The organism is Microcoleus sp. FACHB-1515 (assembly GCF_014696105.1).
GTDB lineage: Bacteria > Cyanobacteriota > Cyanobacteriia > Elainellales > Elainellaceae > JAAUTJ01.
This window is the reverse complement of the sequence record NZ_JACJPO010000015.1, coordinates 1-20,794: the sequence shown is the minus strand read 5'-3', so window position 1 is coordinate 20,794 and position 20,794 is coordinate 1. Positions and strand designations below refer to the sequence as shown.

General features: G+C 55.2%; 21 protein-coding genes and 1 pseudogene. 8 read left to right on the top strand and 14 right to left on the bottom strand.

Features of this window, described 5'->3' with window-relative positions:
• Nucleotides 1-2: 2 nt before the first annotated feature.
• A complete protein-coding gene (locus H6F67_RS03515; RefSeq protein ID WP_206753881.1) occupies nucleotides 3-3,119 on the bottom strand; it encodes a GAF domain-containing protein in 3,117 nt (1,038 codons plus the stop codon).
• A 306-nt stretch (nucleotides 3,120-3,425) separates the two neighbouring features.
• On the opposite strand from H6F67_RS03515, the gene H6F67_RS03510 reads away from it, so the two are divergent.
• The gene (locus H6F67_RS03510) at nucleotides 3,426-4,091 is read left to right on the top strand and encodes an SDR family oxidoreductase (protein WP_190763375.1); all 666 of its coding nucleotides are present in this window, start codon (nucleotides 3,426-3,428) and stop codon (nucleotides 4,089-4,091) included.
• 140 nt (nucleotides 4,092-4,231) lie between these two features.
• Nucleotides 4,232-6,568 (top strand): TolC family protein, encoded by a 2,337-nt coding sequence (locus H6F67_RS03505; protein WP_190763373.1) that lies wholly within the window; start codon nucleotides 4,232-4,234, stop codon nucleotides 6,566-6,568.
• 23 nt (nucleotides 6,569-6,591) lie between these two features.
• On the opposite strand, the gene H6F67_RS03500 is transcribed toward H6F67_RS03505, so the two are convergent.
• The 6 genes from H6F67_RS03500 to H6F67_RS03475 form a co-directional block, all read right to left on the bottom strand.
• Nucleotides 6,592-6,894 (bottom strand): hypothetical protein, encoded by a 303-nt coding sequence (locus H6F67_RS03500; protein ID WP_190763371.1) that lies wholly within the window; start codon nucleotides 6,892-6,894, stop codon nucleotides 6,592-6,594.
• 70 nt (nucleotides 6,895-6,964) lie between these two features.
• Nucleotides 6,965-7,498, bottom strand: a complete 534-nt coding sequence (locus H6F67_RS03495) for a hypothetical protein (protein ID WP_190763370.1) — start codon at nucleotides 7,496-7,498, stop codon at nucleotides 6,965-6,967.
• 103 nt (nucleotides 7,499-7,601) lie between these two features.
• Nucleotides 7,602-7,934, bottom strand: a complete 333-nt coding sequence (locus H6F67_RS03490) for a hypothetical protein (protein WP_190763368.1) — start codon at nucleotides 7,932-7,934, stop codon at nucleotides 7,602-7,604.
• Nucleotides 7,931-9,109, bottom strand: a complete 1,179-nt coding sequence (gene cofH, locus H6F67_RS03485) for a 7,8-didemethyl-8-hydroxy-5-deazariboflavin synthase subunit CofH (protein ID WP_190763366.1) — start codon at nucleotides 9,107-9,109, stop codon at nucleotides 7,931-7,933. The genes H6F67_RS03490 and cofH overlap by 4 nt, the downstream gene beginning before the upstream one ends.
• 44 nt (nucleotides 9,110-9,153) lie before the next feature.
• Nucleotides 9,154-9,807 carry a response regulator transcription factor gene (locus H6F67_RS03480; protein ID WP_190763364.1) on the bottom strand — a complete coding sequence of 218 codons (654 nt, stop codon included), beginning with the start codon at nucleotides 9,805-9,807 and terminating at the stop codon, nucleotides 9,154-9,156.
• Between the two features lie 72 nt (nucleotides 9,808-9,879).
• Nucleotides 9,880-11,088, bottom strand: coding sequence for a sensor histidine kinase (locus H6F67_RS03475; RefSeq protein WP_190763362.1), 1,209 nt, complete (start codon nucleotides 11,086-11,088; stop codon nucleotides 9,880-9,882).
• 287 nt (nucleotides 11,089-11,375) lie between these two features.
• On the opposite strand from H6F67_RS03475, the gene H6F67_RS03470 reads away from it, so the two are divergent.
• Nucleotides 11,376-11,957: a DUF4347 domain-containing protein gene (locus H6F67_RS03470; RefSeq protein WP_190763360.1), complete on the top strand. Its 582-nt coding sequence runs from the start codon at nucleotides 11,376-11,378 to the stop codon at nucleotides 11,955-11,957.
• Between the two features lie 56 nt (nucleotides 11,958-12,013).
• Here H6F67_RS03470 and H6F67_RS03465 read toward each other — a convergent pair whose 3' ends face one another.
• On the bottom strand, nucleotides 12,014-12,214 hold the full coding sequence (locus H6F67_RS03465; protein WP_190763358.1) for a hypothetical protein: 201 nt from the start codon (nucleotides 12,212-12,214) through the stop codon (nucleotides 12,014-12,016).
• On the opposite strand from H6F67_RS03465, the gene rpsU reads away from it, so the two are divergent.
• The gene (rpsU, locus tag H6F67_RS03460; protein ID WP_058881784.1) at nucleotides 12,213-12,392 is read left to right on the top strand and encodes a 30S ribosomal protein S21; all 180 of its coding nucleotides are present in this window, start codon (nucleotides 12,213-12,215) and stop codon (nucleotides 12,390-12,392) included. The genes H6F67_RS03465 and rpsU overlap by 2 nt on opposite strands.
• 89 nt (nucleotides 12,393-12,481) lie before the next feature.
• The gene (gene msrP, locus H6F67_RS03455) at nucleotides 12,482-13,480 is read left to right on the top strand and encodes a protein-methionine-sulfoxide reductase catalytic subunit MsrP (protein WP_190763356.1); all 999 of its coding nucleotides are present in this window, start codon (nucleotides 12,482-12,484) and stop codon (nucleotides 13,478-13,480) included.
• Between the two features lie 7 nt (nucleotides 13,481-13,487).
• On the opposite strand, the gene H6F67_RS03450 is transcribed toward msrP, so the two are convergent.
• From H6F67_RS03450 to H6F67_RS03435, 4 genes are all read right to left on the bottom strand, one after another.
• Nucleotides 13,488-14,261, bottom strand: coding sequence for a glucose 1-dehydrogenase (locus H6F67_RS03450; protein WP_190763354.1), 774 nt, complete (start codon nucleotides 14,259-14,261; stop codon nucleotides 13,488-13,490).
• A 10-nt stretch (nucleotides 14,262-14,271) separates the two neighbouring features.
• Nucleotides 14,272-14,976 (bottom strand): gamma-glutamyl-gamma-aminobutyrate hydrolase family protein, encoded by a 705-nt coding sequence (locus H6F67_RS03445; protein ID WP_190763351.1) that lies wholly within the window; start codon nucleotides 14,974-14,976, stop codon nucleotides 14,272-14,274.
• Nucleotides 14,977-14,979: 3 nt separating this feature from the next.
• Nucleotides 14,980-16,365, bottom strand: coding sequence for a glutamine synthetase family protein (locus H6F67_RS03440; RefSeq protein WP_190763349.1), 1,386 nt, complete (start codon nucleotides 16,363-16,365; stop codon nucleotides 14,980-14,982).
• Between the two features lie 194 nt (nucleotides 16,366-16,559).
• Nucleotides 16,560-17,981: an aldehyde dehydrogenase gene (locus H6F67_RS03435; protein WP_190763347.1), complete on the bottom strand. Its 1,422-nt coding sequence runs from the start codon at nucleotides 17,979-17,981 to the stop codon at nucleotides 16,560-16,562.
• 468 nt (nucleotides 17,982-18,449) lie between these two features.
• Here H6F67_RS03435 and H6F67_RS03430 point away from each other — a divergent pair, with 468 nt between their 5' ends.
• Nucleotides 18,450-18,680: a hypothetical protein gene (locus H6F67_RS03430; protein WP_190763345.1), complete on the top strand. Its 231-nt coding sequence runs from the start codon at nucleotides 18,450-18,452 to the stop codon at nucleotides 18,678-18,680.
• Nucleotides 18,681-18,728: 48 nt separating this feature from the next.
• Here H6F67_RS03430 and H6F67_RS03425 read toward each other — a convergent pair whose 3' ends face one another.
• Nucleotides 18,729-19,289, bottom strand: a complete 561-nt coding sequence (locus H6F67_RS03425) for a helix-turn-helix transcriptional regulator (RefSeq protein ID WP_190763343.1) — start codon at nucleotides 19,287-19,289, stop codon at nucleotides 18,729-18,731.
• Nucleotides 19,290-19,364: 75 nt separating this feature from the next.
• A complete protein-coding gene (locus tag H6F67_RS03420) occupies nucleotides 19,365-19,538 on the bottom strand; it encodes a hypothetical protein (protein ID WP_190763341.1) in 174 nt (57 codons plus the stop codon).
• Here H6F67_RS03420 and H6F67_RS03415 point away from each other — a divergent pair.
• Both H6F67_RS03415 and H6F67_RS03410 read left to right on the top strand, forming a co-directional pair.
• Nucleotides 19,537-20,559 (top strand): hypothetical protein, encoded by a 1,023-nt coding sequence (locus tag H6F67_RS03415; RefSeq protein WP_190763339.1) that lies wholly within the window; start codon nucleotides 19,537-19,539, stop codon nucleotides 20,557-20,559. The two genes, H6F67_RS03420 and H6F67_RS03415, sit on opposite strands and share 2 nt — an antisense overlap.
• Before the next feature lie 128 nt (nucleotides 20,560-20,687).
• Nucleotides 20,688-20,794 (top strand): annotated as a pseudogene (locus H6F67_RS03410) (photosystem II q(b) protein); the annotation flags it as partial.

Sequence of the window (20,794 nt, the reverse complement as noted above, 5' to 3'; positions counted from 1 at the left end):
CGCTACAGGTAGCGCAACAGCGTTGATTCAAGCTGCATCAGACCGATCGGCTGGCAAAGCGTCGCCGTTGCACCTGCATTCAGGTAGCGATCGCCCCGCACCGTCAAATCGGTGAGCACGATCACGGGAAGCTGCACCAAATCAGGCTGCTCGCGCAGGCGTTTGAGCAGCGTGAAATGCGATTCGTCGTGCTCAGGCAGTGCGAGCAGCAACAAATCCGGCTGCTGCTGGTGCAAATCGGCGATCAGGTCGGCCAGTTCCGCTTGATGCATCACGTCGTAGCTCAGTCCGCTGAGATAATCGCAAATCGTTTGTGCCTGCTGTGTATCTGTTTGAACCAGCAAAATTCGGCGGCGATACTGTTCCCTCTGATACCGTTCCCTCTGCGCTTCGCGATACCGTTCCGGGAGCGCTGCGCGATCGCGGGACAGCGGCGGAACTGCCGGACAAAACTGGTCAAGTTCGGCGCGAAAATGCGCTTCAGTGACGGGGCGATCGGGCAGGACGATCGTAAAGCGACTGCCTTCACCGAGAGTCGATTCAACGGTGACTTCACCGCCGTGAAGCTGAGCGAGCCGCTGGGTCAAAGCAAGTCCCAATCCTGTTCCTTCGTAGTGGCGATTGAGGCGGCTGTCAAGCTGATGAAACAAGCGAAACAGCGTGGGTAGCTGGTCAGGCGCGATGCCAATTCCGGTATCGGTGACGGTGAAGTGAACGCTTTGCGGCTGCTTGATGACGCTGAGCGTGACGGTTCCAGCAGGCGTAAACTTGACGGCATTTGAAAGCAAATTCAGAATCATTTGCCGCAGGCGGCGTTCGTCCGCAATGCACAGATCGACAGTGGGATCGATCGCCTGTCGCAAAATTAATCCGGCTGCATCAGCGCGTTCCTGCACGACTGACAAACAATAGGTGCATAAATCCGCCACAACAATCGGCTTCAGATCCAGTTCTTCTCGACCCGCTTCCACTTTCGAGAGATCGAGAATGTCGCTAATCAGCGCCAGCAGATGCTCGCCACTGCTGTAGATGCACTGCATGTATTCGCGCTGTTTGGCGTTGAGTGCGCCGTGAACGCCTTGCCTTAGCAGGTCAGACAGGCCAAGAATTGCATTGAGCGGCGTGCGAAGTTCGTGGCTCATGACGGCCAAAAATTCACTTTTGGCGCGGTTGGCCGTTTCTGACAACTGCTTTTCGATCGCAAGTTCTTGGGTGCGCGTCTGCACCAACTGTTCAAGATATTCGTAGCTTTGGGCATTGCACAGCGCGATCGCCGTTTGAGCAGCAATCGCTTCGAGCAGGTGAATTTCTTCGGCTGTGAAGCTGCGATATTGCCTGGTAGTGTGAATCGTCAAGCTGCCATAGAGCGCTCCATGAATGACGATCGGCGCACTCACAAACGATTTGATTTGTGTTTCTGACCAGCGTTGCTGAGTGCGTCGCGACATCGGCTTATCTTCATAGCGTGGCACATGCAGCGCCCGCCGATTGCAAAAGTTGGAATTGGGGTTGGATAAATCCGGCCAGTCTTCCCGTTCCCAAATCGTTCCCAGAACTGAGGCAATCGCTTTGCTGCTGCGCCATTCGGTACTTGCCTGAATTCGATCGCCTAGCGTGTAAATCACAACGCGATCGACCGCAAAGCATTCGCCCGTCCGCTTCACAATTTCGTCAATGATGTGCTGTGGATTGAGGCTGGCGCTAATCGATCGATTGATCGAGTTGAGCAGTTGTTCGCGCTGCGCCTGCTGCTGCACCTGCTGAAAGAGCTGGGCTTGCTGAATGGCAATGGCAACTTGAGTGGCAAGCTGCTGAAGCAAATCGATTTCAAACGGCTGCCACTGGCGCGGCGCGTGACACTGCTGCACCACGAGCAAGCCCCACAAACCGCCGCTCAACAGCGGCACAACCAGCTTTGCCTGTACGGAAATCTGCCGCAAAAACCGCATCATCTCTGGCGAAAAGCCGTGCTGCTGGACATCGTGAACAATGCACAGGTGGCCTTGCTCATACTGAGCGGTGAGCGAAATGGTTTCATTCCCCGTCGCGCAATCGGCCACGCCAAACCAGTGCTGATGGCGATCGCCTGCTTGCTCGATCGTCCATTCGGGTGCAGTGGCCGCTGCGACCAGCGTTCCAGACTGGTCAGGGTGAATTTGGTACACCAAGACGCGATCGGCCTGAAGAAACTGCTGAACGGCAGTGACGGCGTTGTTGAGCGCATCTTCGAGTTGCAGCGATCGATGGATGTGCAACAGGCTCGTTTTCAGCAGGCGATCGCGCTCAAGTTGCAGCCGCAGTTGCGCTTCGGTTTGCAGAAAGGCAGAGATGTCTTCCATCCAGCCAACCACGCCGATTGCATTGCCTGCTGCATCAGTGAGCATCGATTTGTGAACGCTGATCCAGGCGGGCTGACTGATCGGATAGGCTGGCGTTTCGATTAGCTCTAGCGGCTGTCCCGATGTGATGACCTGCTGGTCTTGCTGCTGAAACAGCGTGGCAAGCTCGCTCGGCCAATTTAGCTGCAAATCAGTTTTGCCGATCGCCTCGCTGATGCTGTTGAGTCCGATCGCTGCTGCCCAAGCTTGATTGCCACCTTGATAAACGAACTGAGTATCCTTCCAAAAAATCTGCTGTGGCAGATGATCGAGAATGCACTGGAACCGTTCGGCCTGCTGCTGGCTGGCTTGGGCGGCAGCTTGAAGCCGTCGCCGCTCGATTTCTGCCCCGACCAGCGGCGCTAGAATTTCCAGCACGGCCTGCATGCTGGCGCGATCGAGAACATCCGTTGCCACTGCGATCGCACCAACCACTGCACCACTGCTATCGGCTGCAAACACTTGAGCGCCTTCTTGCAGCGATTGCCCGTCCTGTATGGCGGTGAGCAAGGCATCAATGCTTACCCCAGTCGGCGCAGCACTCAGAACTTGCCAGGTTCCTGATTCACATTCGGCCACGATCGCCACACCGCTCCAGTTTTGCTGAAGCTGCACCACAAGCTCGTCAAATCGACGATCGCCAATTTGCTTGCTTGTGGCAGTGATAATTTTTTGCAGCAAAACGAGCGGTGGCACGGTGGCAATCGAAGCAGTCGGATGAGAGCAGCTTGGCTCGTTCATTGCGGATGATAGGGTGGCGCGATCGCAGCGATCAACAGGCACTTGTCGTTTCTTAAAACGGATGAAAAGGATTTTACATTCGCATGAATGCGTCACATACATGCATTATCAGTCTGCGCCACTCGTCAAAAACTGACATGTATTCTTTTTACCGTAGCGGCTGTAGCCGATTTGGGCTAGCGTTTTTCCACCGAAACTGATTGAGCGGATTGCCGTTGCTGCCAAATACATTGCAGTAAAATCGGTGGGGCGGCCAGTGTGTCAACTCATTTGAGCCGCTGATGTCGTGTCCGTGAGCGATCGAAAATGGCTTCTCGAATTTTTTTGGCAGGTGCAAGTCGCGGCGTTGGGCGAGAACTCACCGATCGACTGGTGCGCCATTCCCTTGCGGTTACAGCTTTGCTGCGTAGTGAATTTGCGGCGGATGAGCTGCGATCGATCGGCGTCAATTTAGTGATGGGCGATGCGCTATTGTCCGATCAGGTCGAGGCAGCCTTGGCAAGCGAGCCGTTTGATGCGGTCATCAGCACGATCGGCGGTTTGTCCAAAGACGGCTTGCGATCGGACTATCTGGGCAACAAAAATCTGATTGATGCCGCTGTGAAGGCGGGCATTCAGCGATTCATCTTGGTGTCGTCGATTGGCAGTGGCAACAGTGCCGTTGCGCTGCCGCCACAAGCGCTGCAAACGCTGGGGGCAGTGTTGGCCGAAAAAGCACAGGCCGAGCAGCACTTGGTCGCCAGCGGCTTGACCTACACGATTCTGCGTCCGGGCGGGCTAAAATCCGAACCTGCAACCGGAAATGGCGTTCTGACGCTTGATCCTACTGTGGCGGGCAGCATTCATCGCGCAGATGTAGCCGATTTAGCGTGTCGCTGCTTGCTGTCTGAGCGATCGCACAACCAAATTTTCTCAGTAATCGATCGTACATTAGTCTACGGACAGCCGGATTTTGCAGAATACTCGCTGTAAAGGATGACTACAGCCATTTTGCAACCACCCAAAGTCGGAATTTCTCGCAAATCTTCTGACTCGCATGAGCCAATCGACCAGAATTCGAGTATTCTGAAGGCTGTTTTTGCCTGCAATTGTTCCAGACTGCCAAAACATCTATGCAACCCTCCTACGCTGTCATTGCGATCGGTTTGAGTGCGGTGGTCGTGCTTAGCCCCTTCAAAGCAACCGCTCAAACCGACCCAGAAATCAATTCACTCAGCCACGATCGCGACAATGCGGCGGTTGAAGATGCAGCTAAGGTTTCATTAGATAGTAAGCCGCTGCCAGAGGCGCAAGCGCTCGCCGTGACGGTAGTGGAAGTTCAAGCTATGCAGCCCGAATCGATCGATTCAGCCGTCTCGATCGAGGTGGCAGACCCTGGCGAACCGGAGCAAGCAGCGTCAAACAGTTTTGAGGCTGAGCCTGAAACTGAAGCAGCAGAAGCGCCCGAAGCCGAACCGCAAGCAGCGATTGAACCTGAAGCGGACGATCGCGAAACGGAAGCGAATGAAGCGGCAGGCGAATCTGAAGCTGTGGCAAGCGAGGCATCAAGCGAGATTGAGCCTGCGGCGAATGAAGCGGCAGGCTCAATCTCGCTCGCAGACGCAGCTTCGCCCGCAGATGAGACGGCGGATGAGACGGCGGCGGACGCAGCGATCGCCGCTGGTGAAGATGCAGCAAATTTGCCTGAAGGCGAACCAACCGCAGACGAAGCGATCGCGCAAACCGTGCCTCCGGTGGACGAGCCGCTGCCTACACCTGCCGACAGTGCAACGCCTGCGCCCGCCGACAGCCCAACGCCGCTACCTGCTCCTAATCCGACTGGCATTCCCTCAACGCTGCCGCCTAGCTCGGCTCCGGGTGTGGCTGCTCCTGAATATCTGTTTAACAACCCAAATCCGCTTCAGTTTCCCACTCAGGCGGACGAGGTGACGCTGATTGGCACACAGCCCATTACTCTAGAGCAGGCGATCGAGCTTGCCCAGCGCAATAGCCGTGAACTGCAAGCGGCTCAGTTTGCCGTCGAAGGCGCTCGTGCTCAACTGCGTCAGGCCGAAGCCGCCAATCTCCCGACCGTCTCGGTTGGCGCAAATTTAACGTCTCAGCAAGTCACCCGCACCACGCAGACGGGCGGCACAGGCGGCACACCAATTATCATTCCCACGCCCTCACCCTCTCCCACGCCAGGCGTGACGCCCTCTCCCACGCCAGGCGTGACGCCCTCTCCGACGCCGACGCCGACTCCTTCACCGACGCCCTCTCCCACGCCAGGCGTGACGCCCTCTCCCACTCCAGGTGTGACCCCTTCACCGACGCCAACTCCAGTTCCGTTGTCTCGTCAGGTGGAGCAACAGCAACAACAGCAGCAACAGCAAGTTCCGGGTGCGGCTCAGCTTGAAACGAATGAGCGGCTGGAGACTGCGCTAAGTGCTAACTTGCAGGTGGAGTATGAACTGTTTACGGCGGGGCGGCGATCGGGTCAAATTCGCGCCGCCGAGCGAACCGTGCGTTTTCAAGAATTGCAGCTTGAAGTGACGGCAGAAGAACTGCGCCAAAACGTCACCCGTGACTATTACGGCGTACAAGAAGCAGATGAACTCGTGCGGATTGCCCAGGCATCAGTGGCACAAAACGAACAGAGCGTGCGCGATGCTCAAGCGCAAGAACAAGCCGGAATTGGCACGCGCTTTGACGTGCTGCAAGCACAAGTGGATTTGGCAAACGCGCAGCAAGATTTGACGCAGCGACTGAGCGATCAGCGCGTTGCTCGCCGCCAGCTTGCCGCCCGCCTCAATCTGCCGCCGCTGATTGATATTTCTGCCGCTGACCCGATCGTGGTCGCAGATCTGTGGGATTTGAGCCTGGAAGATTCGATCGTCTTGGCCTTTCGGAATCGAGCAGAACTAGAGCAGCAGCTTGTGCAGCGCGAGATCGGCCAGCAGCAGCGGCGCGTTGCGCTCTCGGCAACCGGGCCACAGGTTGGACTGTTTGCCGCCTATAACCTGGACAACAACCTGACTCAGGGCGAAGGCTTCAACGACAACTTTAGCTTTGGGGCACAGTTCAACATGCGGTTGTTTGACGGTGGAGCCGCCCGCGCCAATGCCGACCAAGAAGAAGCCAACATTGCTTCCGCCGAAGTGCAGTTTGCCAATACCCGCGATAACGTCCGCTTTGAAGTCGAGCAAGCCTACCTGAATTTGCAGGCAAGTTTTGCCAACATTCAAACCGCTTCACTGGCTCTAACGCAGGCAACCGAGTCGCTGCGGCTGGCTCGACTTCGCTTTCAGGCGGGTGTTGGCATTCAGTCCGACGTGCTGCGGGCGCAAACGCAACTAACGCAGGCGGAAGTCAACCGCTTGCAGGCCGTGCTGGGCTATAACCGATCGCTAGCCGATCTGCGCCGCGCCGTGAGCAACTTCCCCGACGCGAATCTGGCGGATACGCCTTGAGGGGTGTTGGCTATTAGAGAATGCTAGAGGCGATCGCCGAAGTCCTCGGCAGCGCAGAGCAGTTCGATCGCTTGTTCGGCAGTGATCAGCCGCTTCAGGACAACCTGACCGATCGGGCTGTTGCTGCTGCTGGCATCTGGTTTGACTTCTACCATCAAGACGGCTTCCTCGACGCGATAGAGCCACAGCTTTTCGCCCTGCTCCAGGATGCACAGGTTGAGCCGTTCAATTTCCGGCTTGCGTCGCCACGCCAATTCGTTCCACAAGCCGCCCAGTTCCCAAACGCGACCGATGCTCCAGCCTTCGGAAAGAAAAAAGTATTTCACTGCGTCACACTCTGCTCACACGGGCATTATGGCAGGTGTCAGGGGTTCGGGGAAATGGATGCGATCGCCGCTAAGCTCGATCGATGTGCTGTCGTAAGCCCAAGCTGTAGCGGATCGATCGAATGTTGGTGAGGTAGTGAAACGGTCGAATTTGGGCGTTTAAAAAGCCTGGGGCACGCATCAGAATCGCGTTTCCAGGTGTGGTGTCAAGCTGAATGGAATTGCGGCCTTGGCGATCGTCGCAGCGATAAAACTCAGCAGTTCCCCCTAAATTGATCAAGGCAATCAGATGAATGGCTCGCAGGCTATCTCGATGTGGCGTAATTCCTAATTCTCCCGGCAAATAGCGCTGAAGCACCATCGCATTAAATTCCTGTTTGCTGTTAAACGGATAGCGATCGAGCTTGGCAAATTCGCGATCGAGCAAACCTTGAAACGCGAATTGAAATTCTAGGAATAAGGCTTGATCCGAGATTTCAAAGGCACTGTATTCGGTGCGAACAATTTGATCGGCTGCGCCAACTGTTTTGACTTCCGGTGCGTAGCAAAACTGTTCAGCCTGCCCAAGAAGCGATCGCCGTGCCGTTTCCGTCAGCAGCGGCACAGAAACTGCGCCATTGGTGGACAGGGCAGCGAAAACCGAGTGAATGTCAACTGTTGAAGTAAAGAATGGCGTTTCTCCTCAATTTTTGTAGCAAAAAAATGGTTTAGCGATCGAGTCGCTGTTGATGCTGTTTGAGCTTTGCTTGTCTGTGGTGAATGTGGGCTTGTGCCATCAGCGAGTCATACAGATTTACGCCGCCGCGCTGCTGAACGGCTTGCGAGGACAAGCGGTGATTCGAGCTAGTTTCATCAATAAAATTCTTTTGGCGTTCTGCTTCTTGTTCGATGAAGGCTAGGCGTTGTTCGTCCTGCAAATCATCGGCGCAGTGCATCGCCGCAACCAGGGCATGATAAGCAACTTCATAAGCATGGTTCTCCAGTGCCCTCTGGCTAACCATCACAAGCTGTTCATAAATGCCGATCAGTTCGTTGCTCATCGATCGCTCACTGGCTGCATTTCCATTGCAGGAACGAGATTGTAAATCGTATCGCGCTGGCGGGCGGGTCGATCGATCGATGCGATCGCACCGACGAGATCCGCCACTTCCATGCAGGTTCCGCCTTGCGCTCCGGCCATTGAGGTGATGTGTTCCTCCATCAGCGTGCCGCCGATGTCGTTGCAGCCCCAGGTGAGCGCGGTGGTTGCTCCATCCAGGCCGAGCTTCACCCAGCTTGGCTGATGGTTGGCGATCGCATTGCCCAAAAAAATGCGAGCAACGGCCATCAGCTTCAGCGCATCCGCCAAAATCGGCTGATCGCGTCCGACCCGACGCCGCAAAGGTTTCGGAGCTTCCTGGCCGACAAACGGCAGCAGGATAAATTCCGTGATGCCGCGATCGCCCCGCTCAATCGACCGATATTGCAGCGATCGCAGCAGTCCCAAATGCCGCATTTGCTGGACAGGCGTTTCGATGTGGCCGGAAAGCATCGTGCTGGTGGTTGGCATTCCCAGCCGATGCGCCGTTTCCACGATTTCGAGCCACTGAGCGCTGTTAATTTTCTCTGGACAAAGAATTCGTCGCACCGAATCGTCTAAAACTTCGGCGGCGGTTCCGGGCATCGATCCGACACCTGCCGCTTGCAGCGCAGCAATCACCTCCGTTTCGGTGATATCGTCCTGACGGGCGATGAACTGTACTTCCTGCGGCGAAAAGGCGTGCAGATGCAAATCGGGAAATGCGTCTTTGATCGATCGCACCACCCGCACATAGAACGGCAGCGATCGCCCGTCGAGCTTGGCCTCCGGATTCAAACCGCCCTGCATACAAATTTCCGTTGCGCCCTGCCGGACAGCATCCGCCGTTTTTTCCAGCATCACCCCTTCGTCCAGCCAGTATGCGCCGTCCTCCCCAGCATCGCGCCGAAACGCGCAGAAGCTACAGTGCTGCTCGCAAATGTTGGTGAAGTTGATGTTGCGGTTGATTACATAGGTGACGATTTCACCCGCCTGTCGCTGCCGGAGGCGATCGGCAGTTTGGCGAATCTGCTCGATCGCGTCGGCGTCCGTTTGGGTCAGCAGCAGCACGCCTTCCGACTCGGTGATTTCGGCTCCAGCCAAGGCGCGATCGAGAATTGGGGTGAGGCTCATTGCGGGCGATCGAGTTTTTTCCATTGTGCCACTGCTTGCAGAGTGGGTGTCAGGGATTGGCTCGATCGTCACGGTTGATGGGTAGTGTAGAAAACCGAATGGGCGTAGATGGCAAGTTGCGATCGATTTCGCAGCGCTATGCGATTGAGCAGGTGATTGACGTGGGTTTTCACTGTGCCTTCAGAGATGAACAGGCGCTCGGCAATTTCGCGATTCGTAGCGCCGATGCCAATCAGCCGCAGCACTTCTTCCTCGCGGGGCGTCAGCGCAATGGCGATCGATCGCTTGGGAGATTCGGCTCGATCAGTCGGAAGTTGGGCAACCAGCTTCTCCATCAGCCCTGGCCCCATCTGCGTATAGCCACGATGCACGAGTCGAATTGCCTGCGCGAGTTCTTCAGAGGGCATGTCCTTGAGCAGATAGCCGCTTGCGCCTGCGTGCATCGAATCGGCAATGTAGCGATCGTCATCAAACGTACTGAGAATGAGAACCTTGACCTGCGGAAACTGCTTGCAGATAATTCGCGTGGCGGTGCGACCGTCCATCACAGGCATTCGCACGTCCATCAACACCACATCTGGCTGCAAGCTGGCAACCTGCGCGACTGCCACCTCGCCATTTTCAGCAACCCCCACTACAGACAAATCTGGCTCTAGCGCCAGCATCGCTTTGAGACCCTGACAGACCAGTTGCTGGTCATCCACCAGCAGAAGACGAATCATGCGGGGTTTCTCCGACAGGATATCCTCTTATACTATCTAGCTCAGCAAAATCTGAGAAATTTTACGGGTTCATTAAGTCGGAAGCACCATCGTTGGCAGCACCTCGATCGGCAACTGCACGTTAATTTGACAGCCTGCCCCCAAAGCGCTATCGAGATTAAATCTGCCGCCCAAAGCCGAAACGCGCTCTTGCATTCCCTGCAAACCATAGCCAGACGGCGTGCGATCGGACGCAAAGCCTCGACCGTTGTCGCAAATCGTCAGGTGAACGCTGTCTTCGCTTGTTTCGATCGCAAGCTGAACGCTGGTTGCCTGCGCGTGCTTGCAGATGTTGGTCAGCGCTTCTTGTACCAGTCGATGCAGCGTTTTGGTGATTTGGGACGAAAGGTCGGCTCTGATTGCGAGGTGAGTGTCGATCGCAATTCCTGTACTGTGGCGAAAATCATCAACGAGGGTGGCGATTGCCACTTCGAGCGGTTCTTCCGGTCGGTCTTCTATCCGCAGGGCGCTCACCGACTGGCGCACCTCCTGCATTGCCGTGATTCCCAGCCGTTGTGCTTGAGCTAAAAAGGTTTGAGCTTGGTCGGGATCGATCGGCCACAGTTTCGCGGTGGTTTGCAGTTGAATATTGAGTGCCGTCAGCGCATGACCGACCGAGTCGTGAATCTCGCGGGCAATGCGGTTGCGCTCTTGCAGCGCGGCCAAGTCTTCAATTTGCAGGGCGTATTGCCGCAGTTGATGATGTGCGAGCGTCAGTTGCGCCTGCATTTTCCGCTCATTGAGCAAAATGCCGACAAGCTGAATGACAAAAAATAAGCTCAAGCCAAACATGAGCACCTGCGCGATCTGGTGCATCCAAACGCGCTGCATTTGCGACACCACCAAGTCACTCATGATTTGAAAATACTGCGCCTGATTCACCAAAAACAGCACCAGACAAACGCCTGCCACAATCCAGCGTTCGATCGGCTGAAACAAAAAGCAGCTCCGAATCACCACAATCAAATATAGCGTCGGCAGAATGTGCAGATAGCCCAAGGTTGTGCCGTAAAAAATAATGCCAATTTCGATCGCCGTATACAAATAGCGAACGACAAGCTTGCCGCTGGGTAAACCCAAGCCCATCACGCCCAAAATCAGCAAAATGCAAAAGTGCTGCATCGGAATTCGCCGCTGCTGCCACGCTTCGATCGCCGCCATCAAGCCGCAGCTTGCCAGCATCATCCACTCGGTGTAGAGCAAAAATCGAAAGGGATTGGGCTGGGTTTTGAAAAGACGCATGGATGCTTTGGAGCTTTGAGACGATTCGCTGTTCTATTACTACTGCATCGGTTTCAGATTCCAGTCAAGCGATCGAAATCTACAACTTTCGTTGACCTTGCCGCCTCAGCATCAACGAAAGTTATAGGTTTTGCCTAACCTTCGTTGATGGTGTAAATCTGACGTTTTCTAGAAGTCCTTTTTCAGCAGAGCTTCTAGGATGATGCCATCTCCGTCGCAACTCAATTGCACCTGCCGCTTCATTCGCGTTTCGATCGGCCATCCTACTATCACCTGAGGCAATTCATATGACTTCGATCGCAGCCGCCGATGCTCCTCCTGCTTTCGACGCGATCGCGTCAAACAAAGTCTCCAAACAGCTTGTTTTCATTGACACGGCAGTGAAAGACTTTTTGTTTCTCGTGCGCGGCGTCTATCCGCAAATTCCGGTTGTGCTGCTCTATCCGCACCGAGACGGCGTCGAGCAGATCACGCGCACCTTGGCGCACCGCAGCAACATCGAAGCAATTCACATTGTTTCACCGGGTGAACCCGGACGAGTGCAGCTTGGCGGCGCAAATTTGACGATCGACTCGATCGCCAGCTACACCGAACCTCTATGGCAGTGGCGACGCGCCCTCGCCCCAGATGCCGAAATCCTTATCTACGGCTGTCGCGTTGCGATCGATCCGGCGATCGCGGCTGTCTCCGTTGCCTTGCTCAATCGCCTTCATGCACTAACTGGGGCGCAGGTTGCCGCGTCTTCGCATCCAACCGGAAATGCGGCGCTGGGCGGCAACTGGGAACTCGACGTGTCCACCGGAGAAATTTTCACGCCGCTGGCCTTTCCGCCCCAAGTACGCAACGCTTATTCAGGGATTTTGGCTTAGGTGGAATTGCTTGCCAGCCGCGAAGATCGCTCCAGCGATCGAGGTTTTGTGTTAGTTTAGCTAAGATGATCGTGCTGCGGGACAAGCTGTGATTCGCTTTGGGCTGACCAGCAACCCGCTGACAGCATTCTTTCCGTCCAGTTGGCGTTCATCTGCAATTGCATCCAGGCATGGAGCGTGAACGGCGGGCGATCGCGACATACAAACTCACAATTCACTTTAATTGCACCACTCAACGCAAAAGGAGAAAACTGCATGACCCAAGTGGTCTTAGGCGAAAACGAAGGCATCGAGTCGGCACTGCGTCGCTTCAAGCGGCAAGTTTCAAAAGCGGGCATCTTGGCTGATGTCAAGAGCCATCGCCATTTTGAAACACCGCTGGAAAAGCGCAAGCGCAAAGCAATCATGGCGCGGCGCAAGCGTCGGTTTCGGTAAATACGGCTGTTTCGGTAAATAATGAAGAAGGGCGGGGCAGTTTGACCCCGCTTTTCTTTGGCTGATCTTGAAGTGGCAGTAGTTCAAACATGGTTCTGATTCGCGTTCGCAACTCCTGGCATCTCTCTGAAGCCGCTGTCACCCCAGAAGCCGCATTTCTGAATCGGCGTCGCTTCTTGAAAGGCGCGATCGCCACCGGGATCGCCGCCTCGCTGATGGGCTGTCAGCGTCCGACCGCAAGCGACAGTGACCCGATCGCCGGAGTCCGCCCACTGACGGCAAATCGCAATCCCCGCTTTAATCTCGATGGCGAAGGCGTTTTGATCGATCGTCCCCTCACGAGTGAACTGGTCGCCGCCACCTACAACAACTTCTACGAATACGGCTCCAACAAGCATATTTGGCGCAAAGCGCAGGCGTTGTCGATCGATCCTTGGCAAGTTGAGGTCGGCGGCTTGGTGGCAAAGCCGCGCACCTTTGACCTAGATGATTTGCAGCAGTTTCCCTTAGAAGAGCGGATTTATCGCTTTCGCTGTGTGGAAGCGTGGGCAATGGTTGTGCCCTGGCTGGGTTTCCCGATGAAAGCGCTGATCGACGCCGTTGAGCCGACCAGCAGCGCCAAGTTTGTGCGCTTTACGTCTTACTACAACCCAAAAGTGACGCAGGGACCTTCCTTTCCACCCTCAGCCTATCTGCCTTGGCCGTACACAGAAGGGCTGCGGATCGAAGAGATGGCGAACGATCTCGCGTTTTTTGCGATCGGCATCTACGGCCACACGCTGCCCAAACAGCACGGCGCACCGCTGCGAATGGTTTTGCCCTGGAAGTACGGCTTTAAGGGCGCAAAATCGATCGTCCGCATCGAATTTACCGACAAGCAGCCGGAAACTTACTGGAACACGATCAGTCCGGGCGAATACAAGTTTGAGGCGAACGTTGAACCCGATGTGCCGCATCCGCGCTGGTCGCAAGCGCACGAACGGCTAATCAGCGCACAAGATGAATTTTCCTGGGAAAAGCGACCGACGCTGCTCTACAACGGATACGCGGAAGCGGTGGCGGATCTGTACGATCGCCGAGCCGTCTAGGTCTTCTTCATTCCGGTGTCACATAGGCTGCGGTGATGCCGCCATCGACCAAAAATGTTGAGCCGTTGACAAACGACGATTCATCGCTGGCGAGAAATAAGGCAGCGTTGGCAATTTCTGGCGCTTGGGCAAACCGACCCGGCGGAATGTGAACCAGCCGACGCTGACGGCGGGCAGGGTCGGCCAGCAGTTCGTCTAGCAGCGGCGTTTGAACCGGGCCAGGACAAAGCGCATTGGCACGAATATTCTGGCGAGCAAACTCAACGGCAATCTCGCGTGTCATTGCCAAAACGCCGCCTTTGCTGGCAGTGTAGGCAATCTGCGGCGTCGCAGCTCCCACGATCGCAACAAATGAAGCCGTGTTGATAATTGAGCCGCCACCCGATCGCAACAAAGCCGGAATTCCATATTTGCAGCCCAAAAACACGCTCTTCAGGTTGACGTTAATGGTCAGTTCCCAAATGTCTTCTTCGGTTTCCAGAACCGAGCCATCGTTGGCGTGAAAAATTCCGGCGTTGTTGAATAGAACGTTCAGCTTGCCGTAGGTCGCTTCGGCAAAGTCGATCGCGCCCTTTATGTCTGCGGTTTTTGAGACATCTGCCTTCACGAATGCGGCTTGTCCGCCGGACTGCTCGATCGCCTCGACAACCGCTTTTCCGCTTGTCTCATTCAAATCACAAGCCACAACCTGAGCGCCTTCTTGGGCAAACAGCAAAGCCGTTTCGCGCCCGATGCCGCTGCCTGCTCCTGTAATTAACGCAACCTTGTCTTTTAAGCGCATACATTTCTCCTCACAACGATGAACGGCAAGTGGCCACAAACGATCGAAACAACTTTTGCTGAATCGGATCGTCCGGCGACAGTTCCGGATGCCACTGCACGGCGATCAGCCAAGGATGCTGCTGATGTTCGATCGCTTCCACAAGTCCGTCTGCCGCTCGTGCTGCTGGCTTCCAATTGGGCGGAACGGTTTTAATCGCCTGATGATGCCAGGAGACGATTTCAAACTCGATCGCCTCCAGCAAATTCGACAATCGACTATTCGGACTCGCTTGAACTGCATGGGGCGTTGGGCGACGGGGATGATCGAGTCGGTGCAAGATGCGATCGCCATACGCATCGGGGACATGAACGATGAGATCGCCGCCGCTGGCAACCGTGAGAATTTGCATTCCTCGGCAGATTCCGAGCGTGGGAAGTTGCGATTTTAGAATCAGATTTGCTAGCTCTAGCTCGAATTCATCGCGATCGGCGTCTACCAGGTAAACCGTTTCGTGATGCTGATCGTTACCGTAGCGAGCCGGATCGATGTCGCCGCCGCCTGCAAAAATCAATCCGTCCAGAACCTCTAGCAGTGGTTCTGGATTGGGCTGGGGTGGAAGTAGAACGGCTGTGCCGCCTGCCGCCTGAATCACATCGACATAGGCGGCAGGAAGCGAGAAATCATTCGCCTCGCTGCGGCTGTAGGTGGTGATGCCGATGACCGGACGACGCATCGCTTAAGCCCTCTCGAAATAGCGGGCGCGTTCCCAGCTTGTCACGACTTCATCGAACTTGCGCTGTTCGGTGCGGAAGAAGTGCAGGTAGTGATCGATGACGCGATCGCCAAACGTCGATCGCGCCCAGTCACTTTCTTCGAGGGTGGCGATCGACTCGTTCAAGCTATGCGGCACTTGCGGCAAATCTTGCGCGGCGTAAACATCTCCTTCAAACATCGGTGGCGGTTCGATCTGGTTGCGGATGCCGTCGAGTCCCGCTGCTAAAGTCATCGCGAAGGCAAGATACGGATTGGCATCGGCTCCGGGCGCACGACACTCTAGCCGCAGTCCGGCTCCATGTCCCAAGACGCGAAAGCCTGCCGTGCGATTGTCGTATGACCACGCGATTCCGGTCGGCGCGAACGATCCGGCGACGTAGCGCTTGTAGGAACTCGGATAGGGCGCGTAGAAGGCGAAAATCTCGCGAATGTGCTGCATCCAGCCGCCTAAGAACCAGCGGAATAAGGGGGAACTGTGAACGGGACCAAAAGGTTCTGATCCGGGAAAGAGCGGATTGCCCGATTCGTCCCACAGGCTAGCGTGCAGGTGCATACTCGATCCGGCGTAGCGCTCATCCCACTTTGCCATGAAGGTGAGGGCGACATCGTTTTGCCACGCGATCTCTTTGGCGAGATGCTTGTAGAGGACGTGGCGATCGCACATCTCTAAAAAATCCGCGTAGCGCAAGTTGATTTCCTGCTGCCCTGGTCCCCATTCGCCCTTCGAGAATTCGACCGGAATGCCCGATCGATCAAGGTGCTTGCGAATCGCGCCGATCACAAATTCTTCTTTTGTGCCCTGAAAGATGTGATAGTCCTCGATGTAGGAGCCGATCGGCTCCAAGTCCTGATATCCCTTGCGGCGAGCGGCTTCGTAGGAATCGGCAAACAGATAGAGTTCTAATTCCGATGCGCCCATTGCCGTGTAGCCCAGTTGCTTCGCGGCTTCCACTTGCTGTTTGAGCAAATTGCGGGGGGCGATTTCAACGGGGATGTCTTCTTCTTCGTTCAAGATGTCACAGAGGACGATCGCCGTTTTGTCCAGCCAGGAAGCCGATCGTAAAGTCGATAGATCGGGAACCATGCGAAAGTCGCCGTAGCCCGTCGCCCAACTGGTGAAGGCATAGCCCGGAACCGGGTCCATTTCCATGTCGCAGGCTAGCAGGTAGTCGCAGGCGTGGACGGCATGGTCAAGAACGTCATGCACGAAGTATTCGCCCGTGATCCGCTTGCCGATCAGCCGTCCGTAGATGTCGGGAAAGACGGTGAGGACAGTTTCGATCGCTTCTGATTCCACTTGCTGCTTGAGTTCGTCCACGCTCAGCAGTCCCCGGATTTTTGCAGCCATAAGTCGCTCAACAGAATAGGTTTGTCAGATGCGTGGATTTTGCCCTCATCCCCTAGCCCCTTCTCCCTAGGGGAGAAGGGGAACCGATCCGGCTGTTGTCCCCCTCTCCCCTAGGGAGAGGGGTGAGGGGTGAGGGCAATTCGAGCATTTCACACTGAATGGCGTTCATCTGCTTAGAAGTTACTTTTGCGATGTTAATCAGCGATAAAAACGCTTTTGATTTCGCTGTAGTTGTCCAGCGCATTCAGTCCCAGTTCGCGACCGAAGCCGCTGCGCTTGACGCCGCCAAACGGTGCTTCCAGGTGGACGCTGTGGCCTGTGTTGATTGACAGGACTCCAGTTTCGATCGCCTTTGCCACCCGCAACGCTCGACTGATATCTTTTGTCCAGATTGATCCCGACAGTCCGTATAAGCTGTTGTTGGCGATCGCCACCGCTTCCGCCTCGGAATCAAACGGCATCACGCAAACCACAGGCCCAAAAATTTCTTCCTGAAAAATTCGCATATCCGGCTGCACATCGGCAAAAATCGCGGGCTGAAGATACGCCCCCACCAGTTCGCCGCCCGGACGATCGCCGCCACAGAGAAGCTTTGCACCTTCTGACTTTCCGATCGAAACATACTCTTGGACGCGATCGCGATGCTTCGTTGAAACTAAAGCACCGATTTCGGTTGACTCATCAAGCGGATGGCCGAGTTTGAGCGATCGAAACTGAGCCGTAAGCTGTTCGAGGAAGGTTGGATAGATCGATCGCTCAACCAGAATGCGCGATCGAGCGCAGCAGTCTTGTCCGGCATTGCCCAGCACGCTCCACATCGACTTCGGGACGGCTTTGTCGAGATCGGCATCCGCGAAAATCAGATTGGCCGATTTGCCGCCGAGTTCCAGGGTGATGCGCTTGATATCGTCGGCAGCGAGCTTCATGACTGCCGCGCCGATTTCAGTGGAGCCAGTAAAGGAAAGTTTGCGAACGAGCGGATGCCGAACCAGCGCATCTCCGGCGCGATCGCCCGCTCCCGGCACGACGTTGAACACGCCTGCGGGAATGCCTGCTTCGATCGCCAGTTCCGCCAGTCTAAGAGCAGTGAGCGGCGTTTGGGTGGCGGGTTTGAGGACGATCGTATTGCCCATTGCGAGGGCGGGCGCGACTTTCCAGGCGGTGATCGCGATCGGAAAATTCCAGGGGGCGATCAGGCCGCAGACGCCGATCGGTTCGCGAAAGGTCAGGCAGGTTCCCGCAGCAGCAACGGGAATTGTCTGTCCGCCAATTTTGTTGATCGCTCCGGCGTAATACTCAAAGCAGTCGGCAGCGAGATTCACTTCATCTCTGGCATCGCGGATCGGTTTGCCGACGTTGCGGCTTTCCAGTTGGGCAAGCGGTTCTAAATTCTCACGAATCAGAGCGGCGAGACTACTGAGCATTTGGGTTCGATCGCGGCTATTGACCGATCGCCAATTGGCACGAGCGCGATCGGCAGATTGGACGGCGCGATCGATGTCGGCAGCATCGCCCATTGCCACTTCTGCCCACGCTTCGCCTGTTGCAGGATCGATGAGCGATCGCGACTGCCCTGCTTGCGGCGACATTGGTTTTCCGTCAATCCACAGTTTCATTGCTATCCTTCAATCTTCGCGGCTCAATTTCGCATCCCAGCGGTTTTTAAGCTGAAGCAGCAAAACAGAGATGCCCAGCTTTTTCAACTAGCCTTTCATCGTAAAGGTCTCGCGTAAATCTGTTTGCTTTGTTTAGATTTTCTTTTCGATCGAAAACATTGATTCGCTCAATGCAATCAAGATTCAAATTCACGTTTGCGTGAAAATGCTTGACTGTTGAAGGTCGATCGCCTACTATCTTCGATTAACGTTGCCCGTCGGTGGCGTTGTCCCAAAAACTCAGCGCCGCACCGGAAGCTGTGACGAGCATCCGAGCGGCTAACCCCCACAACTGATACAGGCAGTCAGGAGGCTAATGACGGATTTTAACATTCCGCTCAGCCGCCCGATTTGCACTTGCCACAACTGGCACAGTCAATGGGCTGCTGAGCGTTTGGGAATTTCATATCCAACACAAGGAGAAATTCCATGCCAAAGCCCGTTAAGCCTCGCGTTGAGTCGGGACGACCAGAGGATGCGAAGCGATCGCAACCGGAAATGGTGCAGATCGTCGTGTATGGTTCGCGTCCGGGTGTCGATCAAATTGTGCGCGAGTTCTATCTGTGTCGCTTTTCTGAAAGCACCGAATGGACTTTGCCGCAGCCCGTGCCAAACAACCCGGATCAGGTGATGATCACCTACACGCGCCGTCTGCGATAGGCAACTCCAAGCGCGATCGATCACTAGGATCGATCGCGACACTTGTGCCTAAGCTGAATCTTGCCAATCTTCAACTTCCCGAATCTTGGCGTAGATATCTTTCAGGTGCTTTTTTACCGTATTTTGCGTAATGTAAAGCTGTCGGCCAATTTCTGCATACGAGCAACCCCGCCGCCGCAGTGCCCAAACTTCCGCTTGTCGATCGGTCAGCCCGTATTTCCTTGCGCTCCAATCTCTAAAGTTTTTAGAGGACTGCTGACAGTCTTCCAAGACAACGAGCAAATAAGGCGTGTCGATCGAGAGCCACTGCGCTCTTACTCGCAGCTTCACCTGGGCAGGCGTAACAATTTCCGACTCTAAGATGAACTGATGCTCGCGAAACGTCGATCGACTGTCGATTAGCGCTGCACAAACTTCCCAAATGACTTTCGGAACGATCGGTTTATTCGGACTGGTTGCGGTCTGGGGCACAAGCTGACGACAAAGCTGCTGTGCTGTCGTGTTGGCCTGCACCCAACCCCCATACTCAGTTAGAATCAAAATTCCATCCACAAAGCCTTCTATCACCGCTTGCACGGTCTCCACTTGCACTGTATCCGGGGTAGACATCGTCCTGGTTTCTCCTAGCGCAACACCCTGCGATCGCTTTGAACATCAACTTTTTCGATCGCTTGTTGCCATTGTTCAAGCCAGGGTGATGAAGTGCCAAGGCATAAACTCCAGCGGACTGTAGCACTCTGAAGCAGGGTGAAGTTTTGCTCCGTACAAATTCCGCAATCGCCGCGATCGCTGCTGAAGTTTTCGACACACCTCGGTAAAACTGCCCAGTTTTACCTCAACTTTTTCAGCAGCAATCATGGATATTGAGTGTATTCACCAGTGGTTGTCGTTGCAGCAGCAGCAAGCCTACATCAACACGCTGCTGGGACGAGTCGGCATGACCCGCCGCCGCGCTGAATGCTTCTTGAGCCTGTGGCTCTACCTGCTTGCTAAACAAAAGTCGCATTCGTCCCCACTGGCAAAGCTGGAAGTTCCCGCTGGCCTAATTTCCTGCACGCACCGAGAAGCCGCCGAATTGTTCTACGGCAATCAAGACCGAGGCAGCGATCGCGCTGCTGGCTTGATGCTCGACAAACTTGCCGCGCTCGGCCTGATCGACAAGCAGTTCGACGGCAACACTATCTGCATCCAAATCAATCCGCCGCCCGAACTGCTGATGCTGCCTGCTCCTGCCGTTACAATTTCCCTTGCGCCTGACCAGTTCAACGCCCGCACGGACACGATTCCCGTCGCCACATTCCTCGCTCAAAATTACAACTGGCGCTGCAAAACAACGGTTGTTCCGCACAAAATCGCCAAGCTGCTGCGGCAGTGGTCAGCCCAGTATGCAATCGGGCTGCGTGTGTTGCGACGCCAAGACAACGGCAATCCGATCGGCTTCTACGCCTTCTATCCCACAGCCGCAGAATCCGAGGAAAATTTCTTCCTGCCGCCCCGCAAAAGTCTACACCTGAGTTCCAGCGCGATCGAAGACCCAATCAAAATGGCCGCAGCGGGCGATTCCACCTGCACCACCATCTTTGTTCGGAGCTGGATGATCGATGCGACCTACCTGCAACCATCTACCCTCTGCCAGTTTCTACAAGACGCACAAACGACGATTCAGCGGATGCAGCTTGATTTTCCCAACCTTTGCGATTTGCAAACGCTGATCATCCACCCCGCCTACGAAAAGCTGGCGATCGCGCTTGGTTTTCAGAAAACCAGTCAGGATCCACAAGTATTCATAAGCTGGATGTACCTGGCGATCGATCGATTTTTGGCGCTCAACATTCCTGAAGCCGTCGCTCAGCTTGAGTTTGAGCGCTTTGAAAAGTAGAAAATTGCTCGCAAGCTGCTGCGAATGATCTGAGAAGCTTTACAAAAAGAAATAAATCATTTACTATCGTTTCAGGTTGAGCAATCAACCTAATTCATAACTCTTGTAATCTACAAGCACTCAATACCATGACAACCACCTTACAGCGGCGCGAAAGCGCCACGATGTGGGAGCGGTTCTGCCAGTGGGTGACCAGCACCGAGAACCGCCTGTACGTGGGCTGGTTCGGCGTGCT